Raw genomic sequence first — 20,470 nt, 5'->3', positions numbered from 1 at the left:
AATTACTTAAGAATGCCCTTTTCTTTATAGTACTTTTCAGCACCAGGATGGATAGGAATACCCGATGTTCCTTCAAGCGCTTTTTCAATATCAAATTGCTCGATTACAGCATGAGATCCTTTTAATTCTTCAAGGCCTTCCCATAAAGTCTTAACCAGATCATAGGCTACCTCGTCCGGCATATCTGCCGAACCTACAAGGAAGTTATTTTGGGCAACTGATAAAACATCTTCAGGCTGATTTTCATAACTGTTAGCTTCGATTGTATATTCCATCGTCCACGGGTATTTCTCTTTAAGATAGTCAACAGCTTCCTGAGTGTATGGAAGAAGCATACCATTTGCTGTTGAGAGCATTTCCGTTACAGCGGATGTTGGAACTCCAGCCATGACCATAGCAACATCTGTCTGCTTATTTCTCATCAAGTCGGTTGCTTCTGTAAATCCAACGAAATCTTTGCCAAGCCCTTCATAGTCGACGTCATAAGCTTCCATTGCACGCTGGGTCTCAATTTCTGTTGCACTTCCAGTTGCACCCGGAACGATCTTTTTGCCTGCCACATCAGCAATTGATTCGATACCTGCTCCTTTTCGAGCCACTAAATGATTGACGTTTGGATATAAACCAGCCAAAATGCGGACATTTTCAACTTTATTCCCATCAAATGAGGCCTCGCCGTTAAATCCTTCATAAAGAGTCCCTGTTGGTGTAAGGGCTACTTGAGCCTCACCCTGTTTAATAAAAATCAGGTTTTGAACACTTCCATTTGTGGCTTGAGAGGAAGCTTGAACATAATCCAGTTTTTTATTCCAGTAATCAGAGAAAATAGCTCCTAATGGATAATAAGTTCCAGTAGTTGTTCCTGTTGCAAACATGATTGAATAGTTATCCGGTTTACCTGATGACCCTGAATCTGAACCGGATGAACCGGAATCCGAATTTCCTCCTCCGCTCGTACTATTGGAGCTGCAGCCAATTAAAGCAAAAGCCAATAATGCAATGATAAAAATGGATAAAAGTTTTTTCATCTCTCTTTCTCCCCTCGTTTATTAGTTTGGTATCATGTTCATTAGTAAAAAAAGAGCTCGATCATTACTCTCAATAATCACCTCCCTAAAGGAATAGAATGATGGTACCGCTTTCAAAAAAGGGAATAGATTTCACTTTTGCTCAAGCTCAGTTATAGCTCATTGTCGGTAATGACGCCTGTTCATTGGAGCGCAAGGAGCCATCCTCAGGCGGGATAATCAATTTAAAGGGAGACCCAGCAGCCTTAGTGCTTGAGGAGCTTCGGACCGTCCACGGAAAACGAGCTTCTTGAGCGGAAATCAACAGGCAAGTAAAAAAGACTCTCTAAAACAACATATTTATTAAATAGATCGATATGGATGATACTAGGATAATAGAAAAGGCATATTTTATATTCCAAATCCCTATTTCAAATGGTTTTGTCTTAAATAATGCAGATGCGAGCAAGTTTGCTGCAGAAACTGGCGATAAAAGCGGAGTGATGCCCCAGCTTATTACCAGGATCAAAACGTATAGTTCGGGCTTAAGTCCAATGATGTCAGGGGATAGGGTAGTCGCAAAAATTGAGATGGGAAGCACTTGATGTATGAAAAAAGATGATATTACACAAGTCAAGATGATGGTTATAACCGTTAAGATGAGAGAGATCTCGCTTATGCTGGAAAATAAGGATGAAAAGTATGCAGGAAATTCTGTCAGCAAAACCATCTGGGAAAAGAATGTTGCTGAAATGATCATGACCGATTCTGTATGGACATTGGGAGCCACTTCTGTGAAGTAATCTTTTAAGGAGAAGGCGTACTCCTTAATTTTCTTTATTGCTAAAGACCAAAGAATGGAATATGAAATGGCAAGTATGGAAATTAGCAGCAGCACATTATAATGATGAAGCCATTTTTCCAGGAAGAATAACGCCAGGAATAGCCCTATGAAAGCTATGATTAATTCAATTCCTCTTTTATGCTCTACCTTTTTTGTCTGCTCCTTGCTTCCATCTTCATCAATGCTGACTGCTACATAGGGAGCTGTATTTGTCGTTACTTCTTTGGATAGGTACCTTAAATTGATCGCTACAGATGTCAGATAGCAAATGATGACCATCATGAATCCATATCCAAAAAAGGATACAAAGCTCACCCCGACTAGATGCAATATGATGGCCACTCCCGCAAAATATGGGGACCAAAATGCTGCCAGGGAAAACCCTTGAACAAGGCTTCTTACAAATACTTTGTTCAAATACTTGAATCGTACTGAGAATAAATCATACATGACTCTTAACGAACCTAAATTTAGAAATGAGCTTACAATACATGTAATCGCTGTTACAAAGGCAATCTTTTTCATATCTTTCTTTAGAAAGTTCACCACAAAATAATCCATATACTCGATATAACCGCCATTTTTTAGGGGATAGGATAACAAGGGAACGGTTATAAACAATGAAACCAGAGCCACATTGTTAAGAATGGAGTCTACCCAGTATTCGCCGGTTCCATTATAGATAAAGAAAATCAAATTGCCAAAAATAAGCAGAGCACCGCTCATGATTTTGGGGAAGTTAGCCATCCAGGGTAAAGAAATGATAAATGCAAGAACGACCAAAGAAACGAGAAAAAGATCCAATGGCAGCGAGAAAAAAGAATAAAGCATATAGGACAATGCCAATGTTAATAAAGTAACGCCCCTTGTTAATATTAAAACCGGCATTATGTGCTGCATAACTTCACGACCTTAACTATTTGAAATTTCCTCTTCACGGCTGGCAAGAAATAAACTGCTGTATTCCTCTTTCTTTTCCTCCCACTCTTCCAAAAAAGCCATATGCTTCTGTACGGCTGCCAAAGACTTTACAGCTCTCTCAGCACTAGGGTATAGAGGGATTTTGGCTTCGCGGAGTTTATTCATTCCATCCCTTGCCAGCGACTCGGCAATCGTCCAGGCAACATACATGGGTTTCTCTGTCTTCTTTGAGAGTTCTATAATATCCTCAGATACTTTAGATGCGATTGCCCCTCCAATTGTTGTCAGCATGAGCACTAAAGCATCAATATTTTCATCTTTTATAAACACTTCCAAACTCTTTTTAAATGAGCCCGGATCATTTAATATTTGTGCGGTTGTGTCAAACGGATTCTGCGGTGTAGAAAATTCGGGTGAGATGTCTGCCAGCTTTTTTATACTTTCATGTGTAATATCAGGTACACTTAAACCATATTTAACACACTGATCCGTTACAATTGTGCATGCTCCTCCCGAAGTCGATATAATGCCTATCCGGCTGCTTTTCAGATTAGTGGGAGAATCAAAGGCAATTGCATAATCAAATAAATCGTCCAGATCTTCAGCGTTAACCGCTCCGAGTTGCTTAAATACTGCCTTGTATACTTCATGATTGCCCGCCAGTACCCCTGTGTGGGATTTTACTGATTTCTGGCCAATGACGCTTCTCCCATTTTTATAAATAATGACAGGCTTCTTCTTGTTTGCCGCTTTGGCCAGGGCAGCTTTAAAGCCTTCTCCATCTGCCAGGCCTTCAAGAAATATGCATATCGTTCCGGTCGAAGAATCATCTACGGCATATTCCAGATAATCTGAAGCATTCAAATCAGCTTCATTCCCAGAACTAATCCATTTATTGATGCCTATTTTCTTTTCCCATCCCTGGCTTAGCATGGCACCGCCGATTGCTCCGCTTTGGGTTATATATGATATTTTCCCCCCCATAGGTATCTCGCTGCTCGTCATAGCCATGCTAAAGCTGGCAAACACTCTGTTATTTACATTCGCAATGCCAATTGTGTTTGGCCCGCAAATTCGTATATTTTGTTCCTTGGCAAAATCAACGATTTCTTGCTGCAGCACTTCACCATCTTTGCCTGTTTCGGCAAACCCTGAAGCATGGATCATAACCATCTTGATATTTTTTAAAGCACAATCCCTTAGTGCTTCCATCAGGAGACCAGGCGCAATTAGAAGGCATGCAAGATCCGGGGCAACTGGAATATCAAGAATGGATTGATAGCAGGTTAGTCCCTGGATTTCCCCACCCTTTGGGTTTACAGGGAAAATTTCACCATGGTATTGATGTTTTAACAAGTGCTCAATCAGCCTTCCGCCGTGCTTTTGAACATTGTGTGATGCGCCGACTACAGCTATAGACGAAGGATTAAGCAATTTTTCAATTTCATCGTACTTACTCAACTTGCTTCCACCCCCGATTTTCGATGGTCAAGAATTATACGGGCATCCAACGCAACAGCACCATTTCCTTGTTCATAAACAATAACAGGGTTTAATTCAAATTCAGAAATTTCAGGTAACTCAAATGATAACTTCGCTATTTTTTGAATGATTTCCTTTAAGCTCGATAAATCAGCTGGCGGAGAACCTCTATAACCTGTTAGGATTTTACTTGCCTGAATTTCCGAAAACATGTTTTCGATGTCTCTATCCGCCAAAGGAAGGACTTTTAAGGTTATGTCTCTTAGCACTTCAACAAAAATGCCTCCTGCACCGTACAATAAAACTGGCCCAAATACAGCATCCCTGTACATCCCCACTATTACTTCCTTATCGCCTTTGATCATTTCCTGGATGGATACCCCTGTAATTTCTGCATTTGGATTGTAATTTTTTGCATTCCGGATAATCTCTTCATAGGAACTTCTCAGCTCTGACTCATTTTTAATATTTAGCATAACGCCTTTTGCGTCGGACTTGTGTATGATCTTAGGCGAAACTATTTTCATAGCCAGAGGAAAGCCTATAAATTGTGCAAGTTCTACTGCTTCATCAGCAGATGTGGCTAACCGGAAATCGGGAACTGGGATTCCAATATGCTGCAAAATTTGTTTTGATTCTATTTCCGTCAGGACCGTCCGATTTTCTTCATTTGAAAGGTTAATGATCTGCTGTATAGCTGATTTACTCATATTGAAATCCTTTCTTTTAGTTATAATCTATTCAGAGATCTATTCTTATTTATACATGCTCTGTTAAACTAGCCTGTTGATTTCCGCTCAATGTGATCAGCGAACTACGGGCGGGCAGGGAGCCTCCTCAGCCCCTTGCGCCTGCGGGGTCTTCCTTTGACTCGCTTCTCCCGCCGGAGTCCCTTAACCTTCCACTCCAATCAACAGGGTGACATAAACAATAATAAGTGTTTATACAGGCTTTAAATAAGAAAATTATCCATTTATAGACTCTGCTTTTTTACTGTCCCTAATATCACTGCTTAAAGCAAATCTTCGTTCTATATGGTGCCTGTTTGCATTTTTAATTCCTAAAGCATCGTTAGCAATTAATATTCGCTGGATATTGGCAGAGCCTTCTCCGAAATGAAGCATATTGGCATAGTTGACGTATTTCATGATCGGATATTCATCTGATATGCCATTACCCCCAAATATTTCAAGAGCATTCCTGGAAACTTTGGCAGCAACTTCTGAGGCAAAATATTTAGCGTAGGAGCTTTCCCTTGTAGCCGTTTCTCCTTTGTCCTTCAGGTAAGCACTTCTATAAGTTTGTAGCCTTGCTGCATCGGTTTCAACAACCATGTCTGCAATCAGATGCTTAATCATCTGGTATTCGCCAATTGGATTTCCGCCTACTATTCTTTCATTACAGTATTTTATCGATTCATCCACACACCCTTGGGCAATACCAACAAGGCGGGCTGAAACCGTAAGCCTCCCGTAGTCAAGTGCGTTCATGGCAATCTTAAAACCTTCTCCTTCTTTTCCAAGAAGGTTTTCTTTCGGTATCCGGTAATCTTCCAAAAATACCTCACAGCTTCTCATCATATAGCCTAATGAGCTTATTTCAATCGGTTTTGCAGTAAAGCCGGGCCTGTTCGTTTCAATTATAAATGCCGAAAATCCTTTGTGGCCTGCCTTTAAGTCTGTTTTAGCAAAAAGGACTCCGACATCTGCTTCATTTGCGAACGTAATCCACGTTTTTGAACCATTGATTACATATTCATCGCCTTCCAAACGCGCATATGTTTTCATGGACCCTGCTGGATCAGATCCTCCTCCAGATTCTGTAAGAGCAAACATTCCGATCAGATTCGCCTTTATTAAGTCGGGGACATATTTATGGATTTGCTCCTTTGTTCCCCAATTTAATATCGTGAAGGGGCAAGTCATAGCCTGCATATTGAAAGCGTATCCAAAAGAAGGATGGGCTTTAGAAATTTCCTCTGCTATAATTGCCAGGTTCAGAAATCCCATCTCCGACCCGCCATATTTTTCCGGAAAACAGGCGCCAAATATTCCTGCCTCCCCCAACTTTTTCAGAATCTCCTTAGGGAATGTTCTTTCTTGTTCAAAGTATTTTACATTGGCCAGAATCTCTTTTTCTGCAATGGCCCTCGCCATATTCTTCACCTGAATATTTTCACTGCTCAATTCAAAGTTCATCTAATCAGACCTTTCTAATTGGATTATTCATTTCCTAAAGTCTCAATCCTCTTCTCCAATGACTCTTTATACGGCTGTTCCCATTCTATTAGCTGCATAAGCAATCCAAACGAGCTTTTGGGATGCGTAAATAAATCTTTCCTTACTCCATGGCTATTTTCAAATCCAACAATTTTAACTCCTCTGTCCAGTAAATGGCTATGTAAATGGTCAATCTCATCAATATTAAAAGCGATATGATGTATGCCTTCACCCCTTCTTTCTATAAAGTTATGAATATCACCTTTTTCACTTAATGGAGCCTCAAGGCCTATTACAATATCCCCAACTAAGAAGTAAGCAGCCCGGGCATTCTGTTCCGGCAGAACTGCTTCTTTTAAAAACTTCCCTTTAAAAATAGCAGAGAAAAGCTGCTTGCTTTTCTCTAAATCTTTCACCGCGATAACAATGTGATCAATACCGCTTGCCATATTAAGCACTTCCTTGGTAAGTGGTTTAATTTAGAATTTTTAGAATGTTTGAAATTAACTTTGTTTTTATATTATTATATTTATAAATATAATTCAATATTATATAGATATTTTCTAAAACTTTTTGGATCCTGGATTATGATTTTGTTTTTCTATCTTTAGGGAAAGGAATGATATTAGTGGTCAGAGGAACGGTTTCTGCATATCCAGCACTTAAGCTGTTTAATTCCTTTTAGTAAAAAACAATCATTCGGTGTTCTTACTTAACCCTTTTATCCGCTTTTATTGTAAAAAGCTCGGCCATTCCCTTTCATGTGGAGGGTGATCAGCACAGCCCTTTATCCCATAAAACCATTCTCTTTTAGCAATCTTTGCAAATGACTTCTTCCCTTTCATTATTTGCTACATCAAAAGTAATCTTTTTGCATTTGATTCCCTTCAATCTCATAAGTACAATAAAAACACTTTTCACCCATGATGCACCCTCCAATGTTGAAAGTGTTTCCATTTTGAACAGGCTGATGTGTTTACACACAGGAAAAAAGCACCAGGCACCTATACCAGTTAATGGAGTGGTATAAGTGCCTGATACCGTTTTAAGTGAGGTTGGCTGCTGTCGGATCTTCTGTTTTTGCCGCTTTTCTTGGCTTTTCTTCAAAAATNGGGCTAAATGCAGGCTTTGTGACAAGGGAAATTCCAATTAATGAGATTGTTGAAATGATCATTGCGATTGCGCCTGTATCCAGGGCAGGAACGTAGATCCCTTTGACTTTTAAAATGTATAAACCGAGGCTGGAGATAAATCCTAAAGCAGAAGACCAGATAGCAGCAGTCTTTGTTGCACGCTTCCATATGAGACCAATACTTAGTACTGGCAACAGCGATGCTGAGAAAATTCCCCATGAAGCATTTCCCAGCCAGCCAACAAGATCAGGCGGATTAAGTGAAAGCAAGAAAGTTACAGCAATGATGCCAAGAGTGAACCATCTGGATAGTGCAAGTTCCTTTTTCTCGGGCAATTTTTCTCCCTTTTTAATAATCTGCTGATAAATATCACGTACAATAGAGGAGCTGGCCACTAATAAAAATGCTTCACTTGTGGACATAATTGCTGCCATGACAGCTGCAAAAATTAACCCAGCAATAACTGGCGGAAAAAAACTCTCAATAAATAAAGGAGCTACCATATCCGGTGAAGCAGGAGCAGCCATATCCCCCCGGCTGACCATTACACGGGTATATAAACCTACAAACCATAATAACGCCGTTAATGCATACGTAGATGCAGCAATAATACAAGCCCACTTAAGCATGGAAATCTTTCTGATCATATAAAACTTTGAAACTACATGAGGCTGTCCTTGATGGCCAATTACATAAATAAAAAAGTACGAAATAAAAGCAAAAATCCCAATTGGTCCTGTTGTATGGAAGGCCTGTACCATATCCGGATTTATTGAAGATAATTCTGCATTCATTTGCGACATCCCGCCAACCATTTTCATTCCGCCAATGAAAACAATTAAAGCACCGGCAACCATCACAATCATTTGGATAAAGTCTGTCCAGACGGCACTGATCATCCCCCCGCCAACCACATATACAGTTAAAATGGCAACCCCAATAAAGAGAGCGAGCTTATAATCAACACCCAGTACTGTTTCAAGCATATTACCCAATGCTTTATATTGGGCCATTTGGTAGCCAATCGCTCCCCCCAGAATGGCAAGAGCTGTAATAGCACGAACACTTTTGCTGTTATAGCGGATTTCCAGCAAATCCGGAATCGTCAATGCACCAAATTTTTGTGTAATGCGCCGCATGGGTTTTGCCAATATCAGAAAGCTGACAAAGATACCTGCAGTAGCAAAAATTCCAATCATGAATATAGCATATCCATGCTCGTATACCAGACCGGTCAGTCCAATAAATCCATAACCTGACATAGTTGTAGATGATACAGCCAAAGCCACAAGCCAGGGACCAAATCTTCGGCCGCCGGTGTAGAAGGTGTCCATGTCTTTTTGATGTTTCATTGAAAGAATGCCAATTACTAAAATAACAAGGAGATAGATAATTCCTATAGCCAAAATCATTAGATATCCTCCTCTTCCTCTTCATTTTTGAATGCAACAGCTCCCCAAACTCCAGCGGCGATCAAAGCCAGCGGCCAAAAGCCAAATAACATAAAAGTCATTAATGGCGATAATCCAAACATGTCATAGCCTCCTCTAATTGGTTTTTAATTGTTAAACCTTACTTGTCGATAAATTTCGGCTCCCTTTTTTGAATAAAAGCCTCCACACCTTCTTTTACATCTTCTGTCTGAAACACTTGGCCAAAATACTCTGCTTCCGTAACTAGCCCGTTTTCCAATTTTTGTTCAAAACCTATATCAATTGAACGCTTAGCAAAAGTTAGCGCTGGCATTGAATAATGGCTAATTGAGTCAGCGAGCTCGATGGCTTTTTCTAAAGACTTTCCTTTGGAAACCACTTTATTAACGAGTCCTATTTCCATAGCTTCAATTGCAGATAGCTGCTTACCGGTAAAGATCATTTCCTTTGCTTTAGATTTCCCAATGAGCCTTGCAAGCCGCTGTGTTCCTCCAGCTCCAGGAAACAGGCCAAGCTTGATTTCCGGCAAACCAATCTTTATCTGTTCTTCTGCGATCCTGATATCACAGCTGAGAGCTACTTCACACCCTCCGCCTAAAGCAAATCCGTTTATAGCTGCTATAGTAGGCTGGGGCAGTCTTTCCAGTTTATTAAGCGGCTCCTGAAGCCAAAGTGATTTCGCTTTTGCCAGTTCTGCACCTTTTCCCATCCAATCAGGAAAGCCTTTTATGTCTCCCCCTGCAACGAAGGCTTTTTCGCCTGCTCCAGTAACAATAACTGTTTTTATATTGAAATCGCTTTCAATTTCTTCTGTTGCAAGTAATAACTGCTCGATCACATCTTTGCTCAGAACATTAACAGGGGGATTATCTATTACAATAATGGCGGTATTTCTCTGTTTAGACCAAGACACTACTTTCGTTTTTTCCAACACTTCTGTACCTCCCTCGTTTAAATCAGCTATATTGCTTCCGGAGTATAAATTTTTGAACTTTTCCTGAAGGTGTCCTAGGCAGCTCTTCTGCAAATATTACTTTCCTCGGTTTTTTATAACTGGCGAGGTTCTCTTTGCAATAGGCAATGACCTCTTCCTCAGTAAGGATGCACCCCTCTTTTTTAACGATTACTGCGCATACGGCTTCTATATATTTAGGATCAGGTATACCAATGATCGACACTTCTTTTACTCCATCTAGCCTATATAGGACATCCTCGATTTCAGCAGCATATACATTTTCACCGCCGCTTCGGATCATATCTTTTTTCCTTCCTGCAATTGATAAATATCCATCTTGATCAAAAACTCCTAAGTCCCCCGTTTTGCACCACCCGCCAGCAAATGTTGCTTTGGTTGCATCTGGCTTTCGCCAATAACCAGCTGAAACAGCGGGACTTTTAATGACAATCTCACCTACTTCTCCAGCTGGCAGGGGATTGTTTCCATGATCTAAGATTTTGATTTCCGTAAGCGGCAATGGCTTCCCGACAGTGTTGCCTTTTTCATATGCATCTTCAGGATCCAGGCAAGCTGCAATAGGTGTCCCTTCCGTTAAGCCGTAGACTTGAACAACGCCAACATCGGGGAACATTTCCTTTAGCTTCTCAAGTGCCCATGGCATTAACGGGTCGCCGCCTGTATAAATTGTTTTTAAATGCTCTAATTTATAGCTATTTAAAGTAGCCAGGTTCAGCATTTCATAAATCATGAAAGGAAAGAGAAAACAGTCTGTGACATTTTCCTTTTCAATAACAGATAAGATCCTTCTTATTTCAAAACCCTTGCTTTTTGTTATAATGACTGTTCCGCCCATCAATAAAATGGGCAGTGCTATATCCTCCATGGCACCTACATGGTAGAGCGGCCCTGTTGTCATGCCTATTTCATTTCCCCTGAACCCCCATTTCAGGGCCTGCATGGAGGAAAACCAAAAAGTAGTTTCATGTGTCCAAATTGCACCTTTCGGCCTTCCTGTCGTTCCCGAGGTATACATGAGCATCACTGGGTCGGTTATTCTAATAGAATCTGTACTAATTTCATCTGAACTGCCTTCAGTTAGTAAATCCCAACTATGCGCCCAGACTGGAACAGAATCTTCGTTATTCGGCAGGCATATATATTTTTCAACACCTATATTTCCACGAATATTTTCAAGCTGATCACTTATCTTTGAATGAAAACATAATACCTTTGTACCAGAATCGTTTAATACATACTCAAATTCAGTGCTGCTCAATCTGAAATTCAGCCGAACGGCAATAGCTCCAATTTTGGCAACCGCAAAATAGAGACCAAAATATTCAAGACAGTTGTATAGCAAAACCCCAACACGATCGCCTTTTTGTACACCTAGCTCCAGCAGCTTATTAGCATATCTGTTCGAAATTTTATTTAGCTGTTCATATGTCCATTCCTTGCCTGCTTCCTCCTTAATTGCAATTTTTGATGGATTACTAGTATTAAAATCCTGAGCCATCCTCCTTGTAAAATATCCAATATCCAATTCTAAGCACCCTCCTCCATTTTCTTGTAAGCGCGTACATGCCTTTGTTAATTACATATGCAAATAACGTGCCAAAATTAAAGACCTTGAAATAAAGCCATTAATAAATGAGTAGCTGGTTATTTTTCCGATTTTTCAGAAAAATTAATAGATTAATGATTAAGTTAAGCCTAGTAATTTACATGCCTATCAAGGCGAAAAACAAAATCCGGGAACTCGGATTAATTTCCGAGTTCCCGGATTTTGTTTTTAATACGATATTTTATACTTTTTTATTTTATCGTATATGGTAGAATTCCCTATTCCTAATGATTCCGCAGCTTTATTTTTATCATAATTATTTTTTTTCAGAGCAGACTCAATTGCATTTTTTTCCGTTTCTTCTAATAGACTTTTTAAATTAGTTACTTCCATTTTCTTTTTCTGGCCTTTTAAATAGTCTGGAAGTTCATCAACACCTATCATTTCACTATCCGTTAAATGGACACAAGCTTCTATAACATTTTCCAATTCCCGAATATTTCCTGGCCAATCATATTGCTTAATCAGTGCTAATACTTCAGGACTTGCACAAGTAACCCGTTTTCCGATTCGCTTTGTTACCTTCCTTAAGAAATGATTTACAAGCAATGGCAAATCGGATCTTCTGGATCGTAATGGCGGTATAAATAATTGGACTGCATTTATTCTGTAAAAGAGATCCTCTCGAAACAGTTTATCTTCTATCATTTTTTCAAGTGGACGATTAGTGGCTGCAATTACGCGGACATTTATTTTTTGAGGATGCAAAGCACCAATAGGCTCGAACTCTCTTTCCTGAAGAACACGCAGAAGCTTAACCTGCATATGCAGCGGCATGTCTCCTACTTCATCAAGGAAAATGGTTCCTCCATCCGCCAAATGAAACTTCCCGATTTTTCCGCCCTTCTTTGCTCCAGTGAAAGCTCCATCTTCATACCCAAACAATTCGGATTCAAGTAAATGCTCAGGGATGGATCCACAGTTTACCTTTACAAAAGGTTTATCGCTTCTCTCGCTTAATTGATGAATGCTCTGAGCGAGAATTTCCTTCCCAGTACCGCTTTCACCTCTTAAAAGGATAGAAATATCTCCTCTTGCGATTCTAATTACTCTATCTTTTAGATCTTGAATTTCCTGTGTCTCACCTATTAAGTCATGAAGAGAGTACCTTAAACCATTAGATTCAATCCATTCGTTGCGATAGTAATTCAGCTCTGACAAAACCCCTTTTATATGGCTATTCATTTTCTTCCATTCATCCAAATCCCGAAAAATAATTGTACCTACCGCTCCAACTATTTCATTATTTTCAATGATAGGTATCCTGTTGGCAATAACAAAATCTCCTCTTAAAAATTGCAAATCTGCAATATCCTGCTTCCCAGTTTGGGCAACCAAGTGCATTTTAGTATTTTCTATTACATCTGTTACATGTTTTCCTAATACAGCATCCCGTTCTACACCAAGAAAGTCACAATAATTATTGCTCATATACTGAATAACCCCATCCGAATCCACAATCACGATTCCATAGTATGTACTCTCAAATATTAAATCCAGCAAATGATTATTAATAAACAGTGCTGTATGCTTCATAAGAATTCACCTCTTCCACATATCATCCATTATATTTTAGCATGTTAAAATGTTTTAACGGCAATAAAAAGCAGAATATTCATACAATACAGAAACTGGCTTACTATATAAATGGTTCAAATCCAGATTAAATTCCGACTTGACTAATAGGATAAATAGGAATTATAATATGACAAATAGTTCATTTTTTAAGCATGATTCATAGGGAGGGTTTTAAACTTATGACTAGAGAGACACTAATAAACAAGCTCCTTTCAATCTCAAAGTTTCAGCATAATTACAATTTGTTTCGGCTTAGCGATCGAAAACTTGAAGCTCTGTATCTTGACCATATTTTGTATTCACCACACCCTCACAGCGGACATCAATCAGTTAAATTTACAGGAAAAAAATAGATAAAAACAAAGCCTGCAAATGCGAAGAAGCATTTGCAGGCTTTTTCATTCAAAAAACTCCATATGACCCTTTTCTGCCCGATAGTACGCCATCCTATCCTGAAGCGTCCCAGTATGGAATTCAAATTTGTGTCCATCAGGATCTGTAAAATAAATAGAATGTTTGTCTTTCGCATCTCTTTTTCGGCCATTCAAAATACGAACATCCAGCATTCTAAGTTTTTCGTACATCTTCTCGAAATCTTCCTCATCAATCGTAAAGGCAATATGAGTATATGAATGGCCTATTTCGTTTCTGGGTATTTCACGTTCCTCATTCAGTGCCAGCCATATTCCGTTTAAATCGAAATAGGCTGTAGTTCTCCCTTTTACCAGCAGCCTTGCGTCAAAAACGTTCTTGTAAAATTGAATGGATGCGTTTAAATCTGATACTGAGAATAAAAGATGATTTAACCCTTTTATCATTTGTCAGCCTCCAACTACGAAAGTATATTTCCTTTATTTAGACGTTTTCCAGACGGGTTCGGATTCAGCATTGCTCCGAACCCATAAAAAAGAGGAAATCCTCCTGATTTCCTCTAAACTATTAATTCCGTGCAAGCTTTGGCACCATTTTTTCCTTCTTTGTCTCTTCAATTGGATCTTCTGCAGGGGTCGCACGTTTAATAAAGAACGCTAGAACAAGGGCTACTGCAGCGATAAAAGTAGCAACAAAGAAAGCGTCATTAATTCCGCCAAGCATGGCTTTCATTAACACTTGCTGCTGCATTTCAGCCATTGCAGCTTCAGTCATTTGTGTACCTCCATTTGCCATAGCTGCTTCTTTGGCTATTTCTGCAGCATGTGTTTCCGTCCTGGTTGACATGACTGTTACCAATAATGCTGTACCAATGGCACCGGCCACCTGGTTTAATGTATTGTTCATTGCTGTGCCATGAGGATATAAACGCCTTGGCAACTGGTTTAACCCATTGGTTGAAACAGGCATCATAACCATTGACATACCAAACATTCGGATTGAGTTAAGGATGATCAGTTGTGTATAGGTCGTTTCCATAGAAAGCCTGCTAAACACGTAGGTGGTTGCAACAATAATGGATAAGCCGATGATGGCTAGGATACGCCCGCCAATTTTATCAAAAAGCCTTCCTGTTATTGGTGACATGATAGCCATGACAATAGCGCCCGGCAGCATCATCAAGCCAGCATCCAATGGGGATATCCCCCTTATTGTCTGAACATAGATCGGTATCAGGATCATACCTGAAAACAGTGCCATATTTACAGTCATGGCAATGGCTGAAGACAATGCAAACATTGGGTACTTGTATACTCCAAAATTAAGCATTGGCCGTTCTGATTTAGACTGTTTTAAAATGAACCATACTAAAGAAACTACACCAATTGCAATTGTCAAGTATACATGCGGGCTATCCCAGCCTCTGTTTCCTGCGGAGCTGAAACCATAGAGAATCCCTCCGAAACCGACGCTTGAAAGAATAAGTGAAAAGAGATCCAGGCGGATATTTACTTTATCCTTTTTATCTTTTAGCAAAATGGCTCCAAGCACCAGAATAACTCCTGCTATTGGCGATAGGAAGTGGAATAGCATTCTCCAGTCATAATGTTCAACAATCCAGCCTGATAGAGTCGGCCCAATTGCAGGCGCAAACATTAGGATCAGACCAAATACACCCATTGCTGCACCGCGTTTTTCTACTGGAAAGCTGATCAGCATCACATTCATCAAAAGAGGCATCATTATTGCTGAACCTGATGCCTGCAGCATTCTTCCTGCCAGCAAAATCGGGAATACATGAGCAACTCCTGCAATGAGTGTACCAATTGTAAATAACCCCATTGCCACAATAAACAATCTGCGGACAGTGTATTTTTCAATTAAAAAGGCAGTAGCTGGGATTAAAATACCATTTACAAGCATAAATCCGGTCGTTAGCCACTGCACTGTTGCTGCCTCTATTTCCAAATCTTCCATAATTGAAGGCAAAGCGATATTTAATAATGTATTATTTAAAAAGGCAATAAACGCCCCTACCATTAAAACAGCCAGAATGCCATAAGGGGGACGATCTGTTTTATGATTTAATTCATGTTCCATTGTTTTTCCTCCTGTACTATCAGTTCATTCTTTTATACTCCCGTTACACACAAAACATATAATATACCATGAGTACAATTAATGCAACTAAAAAAAACTTGAAAAATAGGGGGTTTGTACAATTCCTCAGAATAAGGTACTATAGAATTATACCGATGGTCCAAATAAGATGACAGGTGATTATGAATGAATGACAGAAAACAGCATGTAATTAAGAAAGCCCATCAATTATTTCTGGATAAAGGCTTCCAAGCTACATCCATTCAGGATATTTTAGAATACACCGGAATATCAAAAGGAACTTTTTATAACTATTTTTCCTCGAAAAACGAACTGCTTATGTCTATTTTTAAAACATTGCACAAAAAAATGGAATATGAGCGAAATCAGCTGCTAATTGGAAAAGATCCATCTAGCATTGAGGTTTTTACTCAGCAGATAGAATTCCAAATGAATATGAATCGCTCAAATAATTTAATCACTCTGTTTGAGGAAGTGCTTGTTTCAAACGATCCGGAACTTAAGCAGTTTATAAAAGAAGGACAAATAAGGATGGTCCATTGGATATTTCAGCGTTTTATTGAAATCTTTGGAGAAGACAAGAAACCATATCTGCTGGACTGCGCCATTATGTTCCTGGGAATACTTCATCATAACGTAAAGTATAATACGAAAATCTTTGGACACCCGTCCTGCCTCAATCATGTGATCCGTTATAGTGTGGAACGAATTTCAAAGGTTGTCGAGGAGGTTAGCTCTGCAGGTGAACAGCTTCTAAAACCGGAATTGATTGACAATTGTTTTAACCATTTACAAGATCAAGAACAGGGATTTAAACAAAATCTAAGCAAAACCATATCCACACTGAAAAAATCAGTTCAGCAGAAGGATCAGACTCATTGCATTGAACTCTTGGACTTTATCCAGGAAGAGCTCTTGCATTCGAAAAAACCAAGAAAGTTTCTAATCGATAGTGCACTCCAGTCTTTGCGCAGCAGTCTAGATATTTTTGATAAAATAGAATTTGAAATGCTTGAACAGCTAGCTTCTGCCTGTTTTAAACAAAAAAAAGAAGAACCTGTTTAGCTCCAAAGCCTACACCTTTTCGGTTAGGCTTTTTTCTTGCATTGCATCTCACCATTCTTTTCCTCCAATAAATTCATAATCCTTCCAAAAGCGGAAACAATAAAAGGTGATGTCAAACGAACCGGTGATTATCATATGAAAAAAGAGTTAATTACGAAGAGAGCTTTGCCTGAGTTTGATATTGAGGGATTGGACCAAACTTTTTCAAAATCTCATGATTATAAAAAGTTAAGCTATAGAAATAGACAAACAGGCACTGATTTTTCTTTCATCTTCTTTAAGACATTAACAGACCAAAGGATGATTAGCAGGAGTATACTTCCAGGGCTGCAGCAAGGCAATTTCCGTAAAATTGATGACTTAAAAAAACTTCTCCCTTCTGCAGATATACATATTTGCGAGGATTTTTCCGATGCTGAGCAAAAGCTTCTAAGTGGCTATATAATGGTAACGTTGGAAAATGAAGAAAAAAAAGCTGCTTTTATATCTGCCCAGCACGAACTTGTCCGTAAACTGACTCATGCAGAGGTTGAACATACCGTAATTGGACCGAAAGAAGCTTTTGTTGAATCCATTGGGCAGAATCTAAACTTAATTAGGAAAAGGCTGCCCATATCGGAACTTACCGTGGAAGAATATTCAATGGGGAGTATTTCCAGAACGGCAGTAGCGGTTGTTTATATTGCGGGTATAACAAATGAAGATAATATTAATACAATAAAGCAGCGTCTGGAGAATGTCGATTTTGATGAAATTACAGACAGTTCCTATATTGTCCAGCTTATTTCGGATAACTCCAGATCGCCTTTTCCGCAGTTATTGGATACAGAAAGGCCTGACAGAGCTGCAGCTGTCCTTGCGGAGGGAAAAATAGTTATTGTTGTAGACGGCTCTCCACATGTGCTAATTTCACCTACAACGTTTTCAGAGTTTTTCAGTTCATTCGAAGATTATTTCCTGAACTGGATCATAGCATCTTTTGTAAGAATTCTGCGTGCGTTTTCTGTTATCTTTTCGATTCAGATAACATCTATTTATGTGGCAACACTTACTTACCATATGGAATTGATACCGACTGATTTGCTGGGAACATTGGTCGCATCAAGGCAGCACATTCCTCTTCCGCCCTTTTATGAAGCTTTATTGCTTGAATTGGTTATTGAACTTTTGAGAGAGGCCGGGGCAAGATTGCCGACAAAAGTCGGCCAGACAATTGGTATTGTTGGAGGTATTGTTATCGGGACGGCTTCCGTCGAAGCAGGGCTGACAAGTAATGTCCTTCTCATTATCATAGCATTGGCTGCACTTGCCTCATTTACCACACCTGTTTACAAGATGAATAATTCCATCCGTTTTTTGCGGTTTCCGTTCCTATTTTTCGCGAACCTTTGGGGATTTGTCGGTGTCTTATTTTGTTCTTGCCTATTATTAACCCATATGATAAGGCTTACTTCCCTTGGAAGGCCCTTTTTGGAACCATTTTATCCGCCTAGGTATCGTGACTTGAAGGATTCCTTTATTAGATTGCCCTTTAATAAATTGCGTCCAGTTTATTTAAGAACCCAAAACCCATACCGATTTTATCAGGAAAAGCGAAAAGTAAAAAGGGATATTGATGAATAAAGTGCAAAAAGCCTGGCCAAGAATTGCCAGGCTTTTCAGCTGCTTCCTTTTTCGCTGTTGTCAGATTGATCTTCCCAGGGCTGAAAAGTGAAGGGGATTCCAATCATTTTTGCAGTCAGTTCATCATATGAAACTAAGTCTTTTTTTGTAAGATCTTTAAGCGATTTCTTACCCATTGCCCGCAAGGCTATTTTAATTTCCTCTGTGCTTGCTGTTAAAAATTTTTCTGCAGACTTCGCTCCATCCTCAATTTTAAAAGTATCCTTAAATTTCCCTTCGTTCCAAACAACCTGAGTAGGCGGTTCGAAAGGCAGAGGATTTAAAGTATGTTTATGGGAAACGGTGAACAGCATCACGGATCCCAGATAAACAGCGTCCGCACCTAAGGCAAGCACCTTTAAAAAGTGTCCAGGCGTAAATAGGCCCCCTGATACAATTAAACTGATCTCTCCCTTTTTCTTTCTTTTCTCAAGGTGGTTAGCAGCACGGACAAGAGCATGCAAGGTAGGAATGCCAAAATCATCAGCTAATAACGGGGGAGCACCAACTGATGCCCCTTGCCCTCCATCAACTGCAATGAAATCCACTCCCATTTCAATTAAGTTGTCAATATCTTCTTCTATTTTTCCGCCAGCCCCTATTTTTGCTCCAATCGGGACACCTCCGGAAAGTTTCCGAAGCTCCTCCACCAATTCCTTCAAATCCTTTAAAGTCTGGTTCTCAAAATAATGTTCTAAGATATGGGCGACCTCATTATCCTTCAGGCCCATGATTTCCCTGGCACGCCCTGTTAAATTTTCCGGAGAAATATTTCCTCCCATTCCTGCTATTGCACCCTGGCCAAGTTTAAGCTCAATCATATCGGCACGTTTGATGACCTCTTCTTCCTTCCCCCATTCTGTTTTTGAAAACTGGAGAATATACTTGCCGGCACTTTCCATCTCTTCAGGCAAAATTCCGCCCTCCCCTGAATTAATGGCCGTTCCAGTATTCTTGGCTGCTGTTGCCAAAGCAATTTTTACTTCCTCGCTTAATGCGATCCCATAAGCCATCCCGCTGATCATCAGCGGAATTTTTATTTTCATAGGCTTTTTTGCTTTTGGACCAATGGTGACCTTTACATCAACATCCTCATCCCCATCAATCGGAAAGGGCGATGTTTGAGCCGGAATAAAAGTAATTTCTTCAAAATGAGGCCACTTTTTCGTAGACCCAAATGGACGGTGGAGAATGTCACCCGTTTCGGCGCGGAGGTTATTTTCAAGTGCATTTTGCACCCCCATATGCCGAAAACCCGGTATCAATTCCAAAAGATTTTCCTGATAGCTGTCTGTCATAATAATTTTCCCTGCCTGCTTAACAACCCGTTTCATAATCCAGCGCCAGCCAAGAAGCAAAAATAATAAAATGAATAATAATAATGAGACCATAATTAATATCCCTATCATCAGAATAGTAGACATATTCATTTCTCCAAATCCTATCTATGCCTTTTAATTTCCATTATTGCCAATAAAATGGAATTTAACCGGCCGTATATTTTATTCAATAGCATTTTTTGCATAATCTTGCGGCATGTTGTTTATTCTATCAAAAGGACTTTTACCGGGAGAAATGGGGTGAAAAAATGAATAATGCTGATTCAAATAAGCCACATAAATCGGATGATCGCAAACAGCGTGATGGAAGCCTGCTTGAATCAATGATGGAGCCAATGGACCAGCTTTCAAAGGTTGCTCCAGAAAATACACAAAGAAAAACGAGCGATGATCAAAACCTAAGTTAAAAAAAGAAGCCGGCATCTTGCTGTGAACTATACCCCGGATAGCGGACACTGATAAAAAAGTGCCCCTATCCGGGGTTTTTTGTGTTTCAATAGATTTAATGAATAGGGACGGAGGATTTATCATGAGTAAGAATATTTATAATGATTTCCAAATGAAAGAGCTTGAAAAGAATCCTAATGTGTTGAGGACTTCTGAAAGGTCAATCTCCTATAGTTCGGAATTTAAGATAAAAGCAGTGACGGAGTACAAAAATGGGAAAACACCATCGCAAATCTTTATTGAACAAGGCTTTGATCTTGAGAT

17 protein-coding genes and 1 pseudogene are annotated in these 20,470 nt (G+C 39.5%); 4 read left to right on the top strand and 14 right to left on the bottom strand.

Going from position 1 to position 20,470, the window contains the following annotated elements:
• Positions 1-2 precede the first annotated feature (2 nt).
• The 13 genes from L634_RS0106695 to L634_RS0106630 all read right to left on the bottom strand — a co-directional run bounded on the left by L634_RS0106695 (position 3) and on the right by L634_RS0106630 (position 15,671).
• A complete protein-coding gene (locus L634_RS0106695; protein WP_026581790.1) occupies positions 3-1,028 on the bottom strand; it encodes a TAXI family TRAP transporter solute-binding subunit in 1,026 nt (341 codons plus the stop codon).
• A gap of 325 nt (positions 1,029-1,353) precedes the next feature.
• Entirely contained in the window at positions 1,354-2,751 is a 1,398-nt protein-coding gene (locus tag L634_RS0106690; RefSeq protein ID WP_026581789.1) for a hypothetical protein, read from the bottom strand.
• Between the two features lie 12 nt (positions 2,752-2,763).
• Positions 2,764-4,233: an acetate--CoA ligase family protein gene (locus L634_RS0106685; RefSeq protein ID WP_026581788.1), complete on the bottom strand. Its 1,470-nt coding sequence runs from the start codon at positions 4,231-4,233 to the stop codon at positions 2,764-2,766.
• Positions 4,230-4,964, bottom strand: a complete 735-nt coding sequence (locus L634_RS0106680) for an acetate--CoA ligase family protein (RefSeq protein ID WP_026581787.1) — start codon at positions 4,962-4,964, stop codon at positions 4,230-4,232. The genes L634_RS0106685 and L634_RS0106680 overlap by 4 nt, the downstream gene beginning before the upstream one ends.
• Positions 4,965-5,219: 255 nt before the next feature.
• Positions 5,220-6,452: an acyl-CoA dehydrogenase family protein gene (locus L634_RS30690; RefSeq protein ID WP_051428266.1), complete on the bottom strand. Its 1,233-nt coding sequence runs from the start codon at positions 6,450-6,452 to the stop codon at positions 5,220-5,222.
• 23 nt (positions 6,453-6,475) lie between these two features.
• Complete coding sequence (locus L634_RS0106670; RefSeq protein ID WP_026581786.1) at positions 6,476-6,922, bottom strand: VOC family protein; 447 nt, start codon at positions 6,920-6,922, stop codon at positions 6,476-6,478.
• 596 nt (positions 6,923-7,518) lie between these two features.
• A complete protein-coding gene (locus L634_RS0106660; RefSeq protein WP_442852689.1) occupies positions 7,519-8,940 on the bottom strand; it encodes a sodium/proline symporter in 1,422 nt (473 codons plus the stop codon).
• Between the two features lie 77 nt (positions 8,941-9,017).
• Complete coding sequence (locus L634_RS34615; protein WP_269521464.1) at positions 9,018-9,140, bottom strand: hypothetical protein; 123 nt, start codon at positions 9,138-9,140, stop codon at positions 9,018-9,020.
• 38 nt (positions 9,141-9,178) lie between these two features.
• Positions 9,179-9,970: an enoyl-CoA hydratase/isomerase family protein gene (locus tag L634_RS0106650; RefSeq protein WP_026581784.1), complete on the bottom strand. Its 792-nt coding sequence runs from the start codon at positions 9,968-9,970 to the stop codon at positions 9,179-9,181.
• A gap of 25 nt (positions 9,971-9,995) precedes the next feature.
• A complete protein-coding gene (locus tag L634_RS0106645; RefSeq protein ID WP_026581783.1) occupies positions 9,996-11,540 on the bottom strand; it encodes an acyl-CoA synthetase in 1,545 nt (514 codons plus the stop codon).
• Between the two features lie 249 nt (positions 11,541-11,789).
• Entirely contained in the window at positions 11,790-13,157 is a 1,368-nt protein-coding gene (locus L634_RS0106640) for a sigma-54 interaction domain-containing protein (protein ID WP_026581782.1), read from the bottom strand.
• 440 nt (positions 13,158-13,597) lie between these two features.
• Positions 13,598-14,017: a FosM family fosfomycin resistance protein gene (gene fosM, locus L634_RS0106635; protein ID WP_026581781.1), complete on the bottom strand. Its 420-nt coding sequence runs from the start codon at positions 14,015-14,017 to the stop codon at positions 13,598-13,600.
• Between the two features lie 121 nt (positions 14,018-14,138).
• Positions 14,139-15,671, bottom strand: coding sequence for a DHA2 family efflux MFS transporter permease subunit (locus L634_RS0106630; protein WP_026581780.1), 1,533 nt, complete (start codon positions 15,669-15,671; stop codon positions 14,139-14,141).
• Positions 15,672-15,857: 186 nt separating this feature from the next.
• Between L634_RS0106630 and L634_RS0106625 the strand changes: the two genes are divergently transcribed.
• Both L634_RS0106625 and L634_RS0106620 read left to right on the top strand, forming a co-directional pair.
• Positions 15,858-16,757: a TetR/AcrR family transcriptional regulator gene (locus L634_RS0106625; RefSeq protein ID WP_026581779.1), complete on the top strand. Its 900-nt coding sequence runs from the start codon at positions 15,858-15,860 to the stop codon at positions 16,755-16,757.
• Between the two features lie 135 nt (positions 16,758-16,892).
• The gene (locus L634_RS0106620) at positions 16,893-18,380 is read left to right on the top strand and encodes a spore germination protein (protein WP_026581778.1); all 1,488 of its coding nucleotides are present in this window, start codon (positions 16,893-16,895) and stop codon (positions 18,378-18,380) included.
• Between the two features lie 35 nt (positions 18,381-18,415).
• Here the strand turns inward: L634_RS0106620 and L634_RS0106615 are convergent, their stop codons facing one another.
• Positions 18,416-19,843: an FMN-binding glutamate synthase family protein gene (locus L634_RS0106615; protein ID WP_026581777.1), complete on the bottom strand. Its 1,428-nt coding sequence runs from the start codon at positions 19,841-19,843 to the stop codon at positions 18,416-18,418.
• Positions 19,844-20,007: 164 nt separating this feature from the next.
• Here L634_RS0106615 and L634_RS33780 point away from each other — a divergent pair, with 164 nt between their 5' ends.
• Positions 20,008-20,166 carry a hypothetical protein gene (locus L634_RS33780; RefSeq protein WP_198029708.1) on the top strand — a complete coding sequence of 53 codons (159 nt, stop codon included), beginning with the start codon at positions 20,008-20,010 and terminating at the stop codon, positions 20,164-20,166.
• 122 nt (positions 20,167-20,288) lie between these two features.
• Positions 20,289-20,470: pseudogene (locus tag L634_RS0106605) on the top strand (IS3 family transposase); the annotation flags it as partial.

Origin of the sequence: Bacillus sp. J33 (assembly GCF_000518885.1) — a bacterium.
Taxonomy (GTDB): domain Bacteria; phylum Bacillota; class Bacilli; order Bacillales; family Cytobacillaceae; genus Cytobacillus.
The sequence above is the reverse complement of the archived record's forward strand: the minus strand, read 5'-3'. Positions and strand labels throughout refer to the sequence as shown.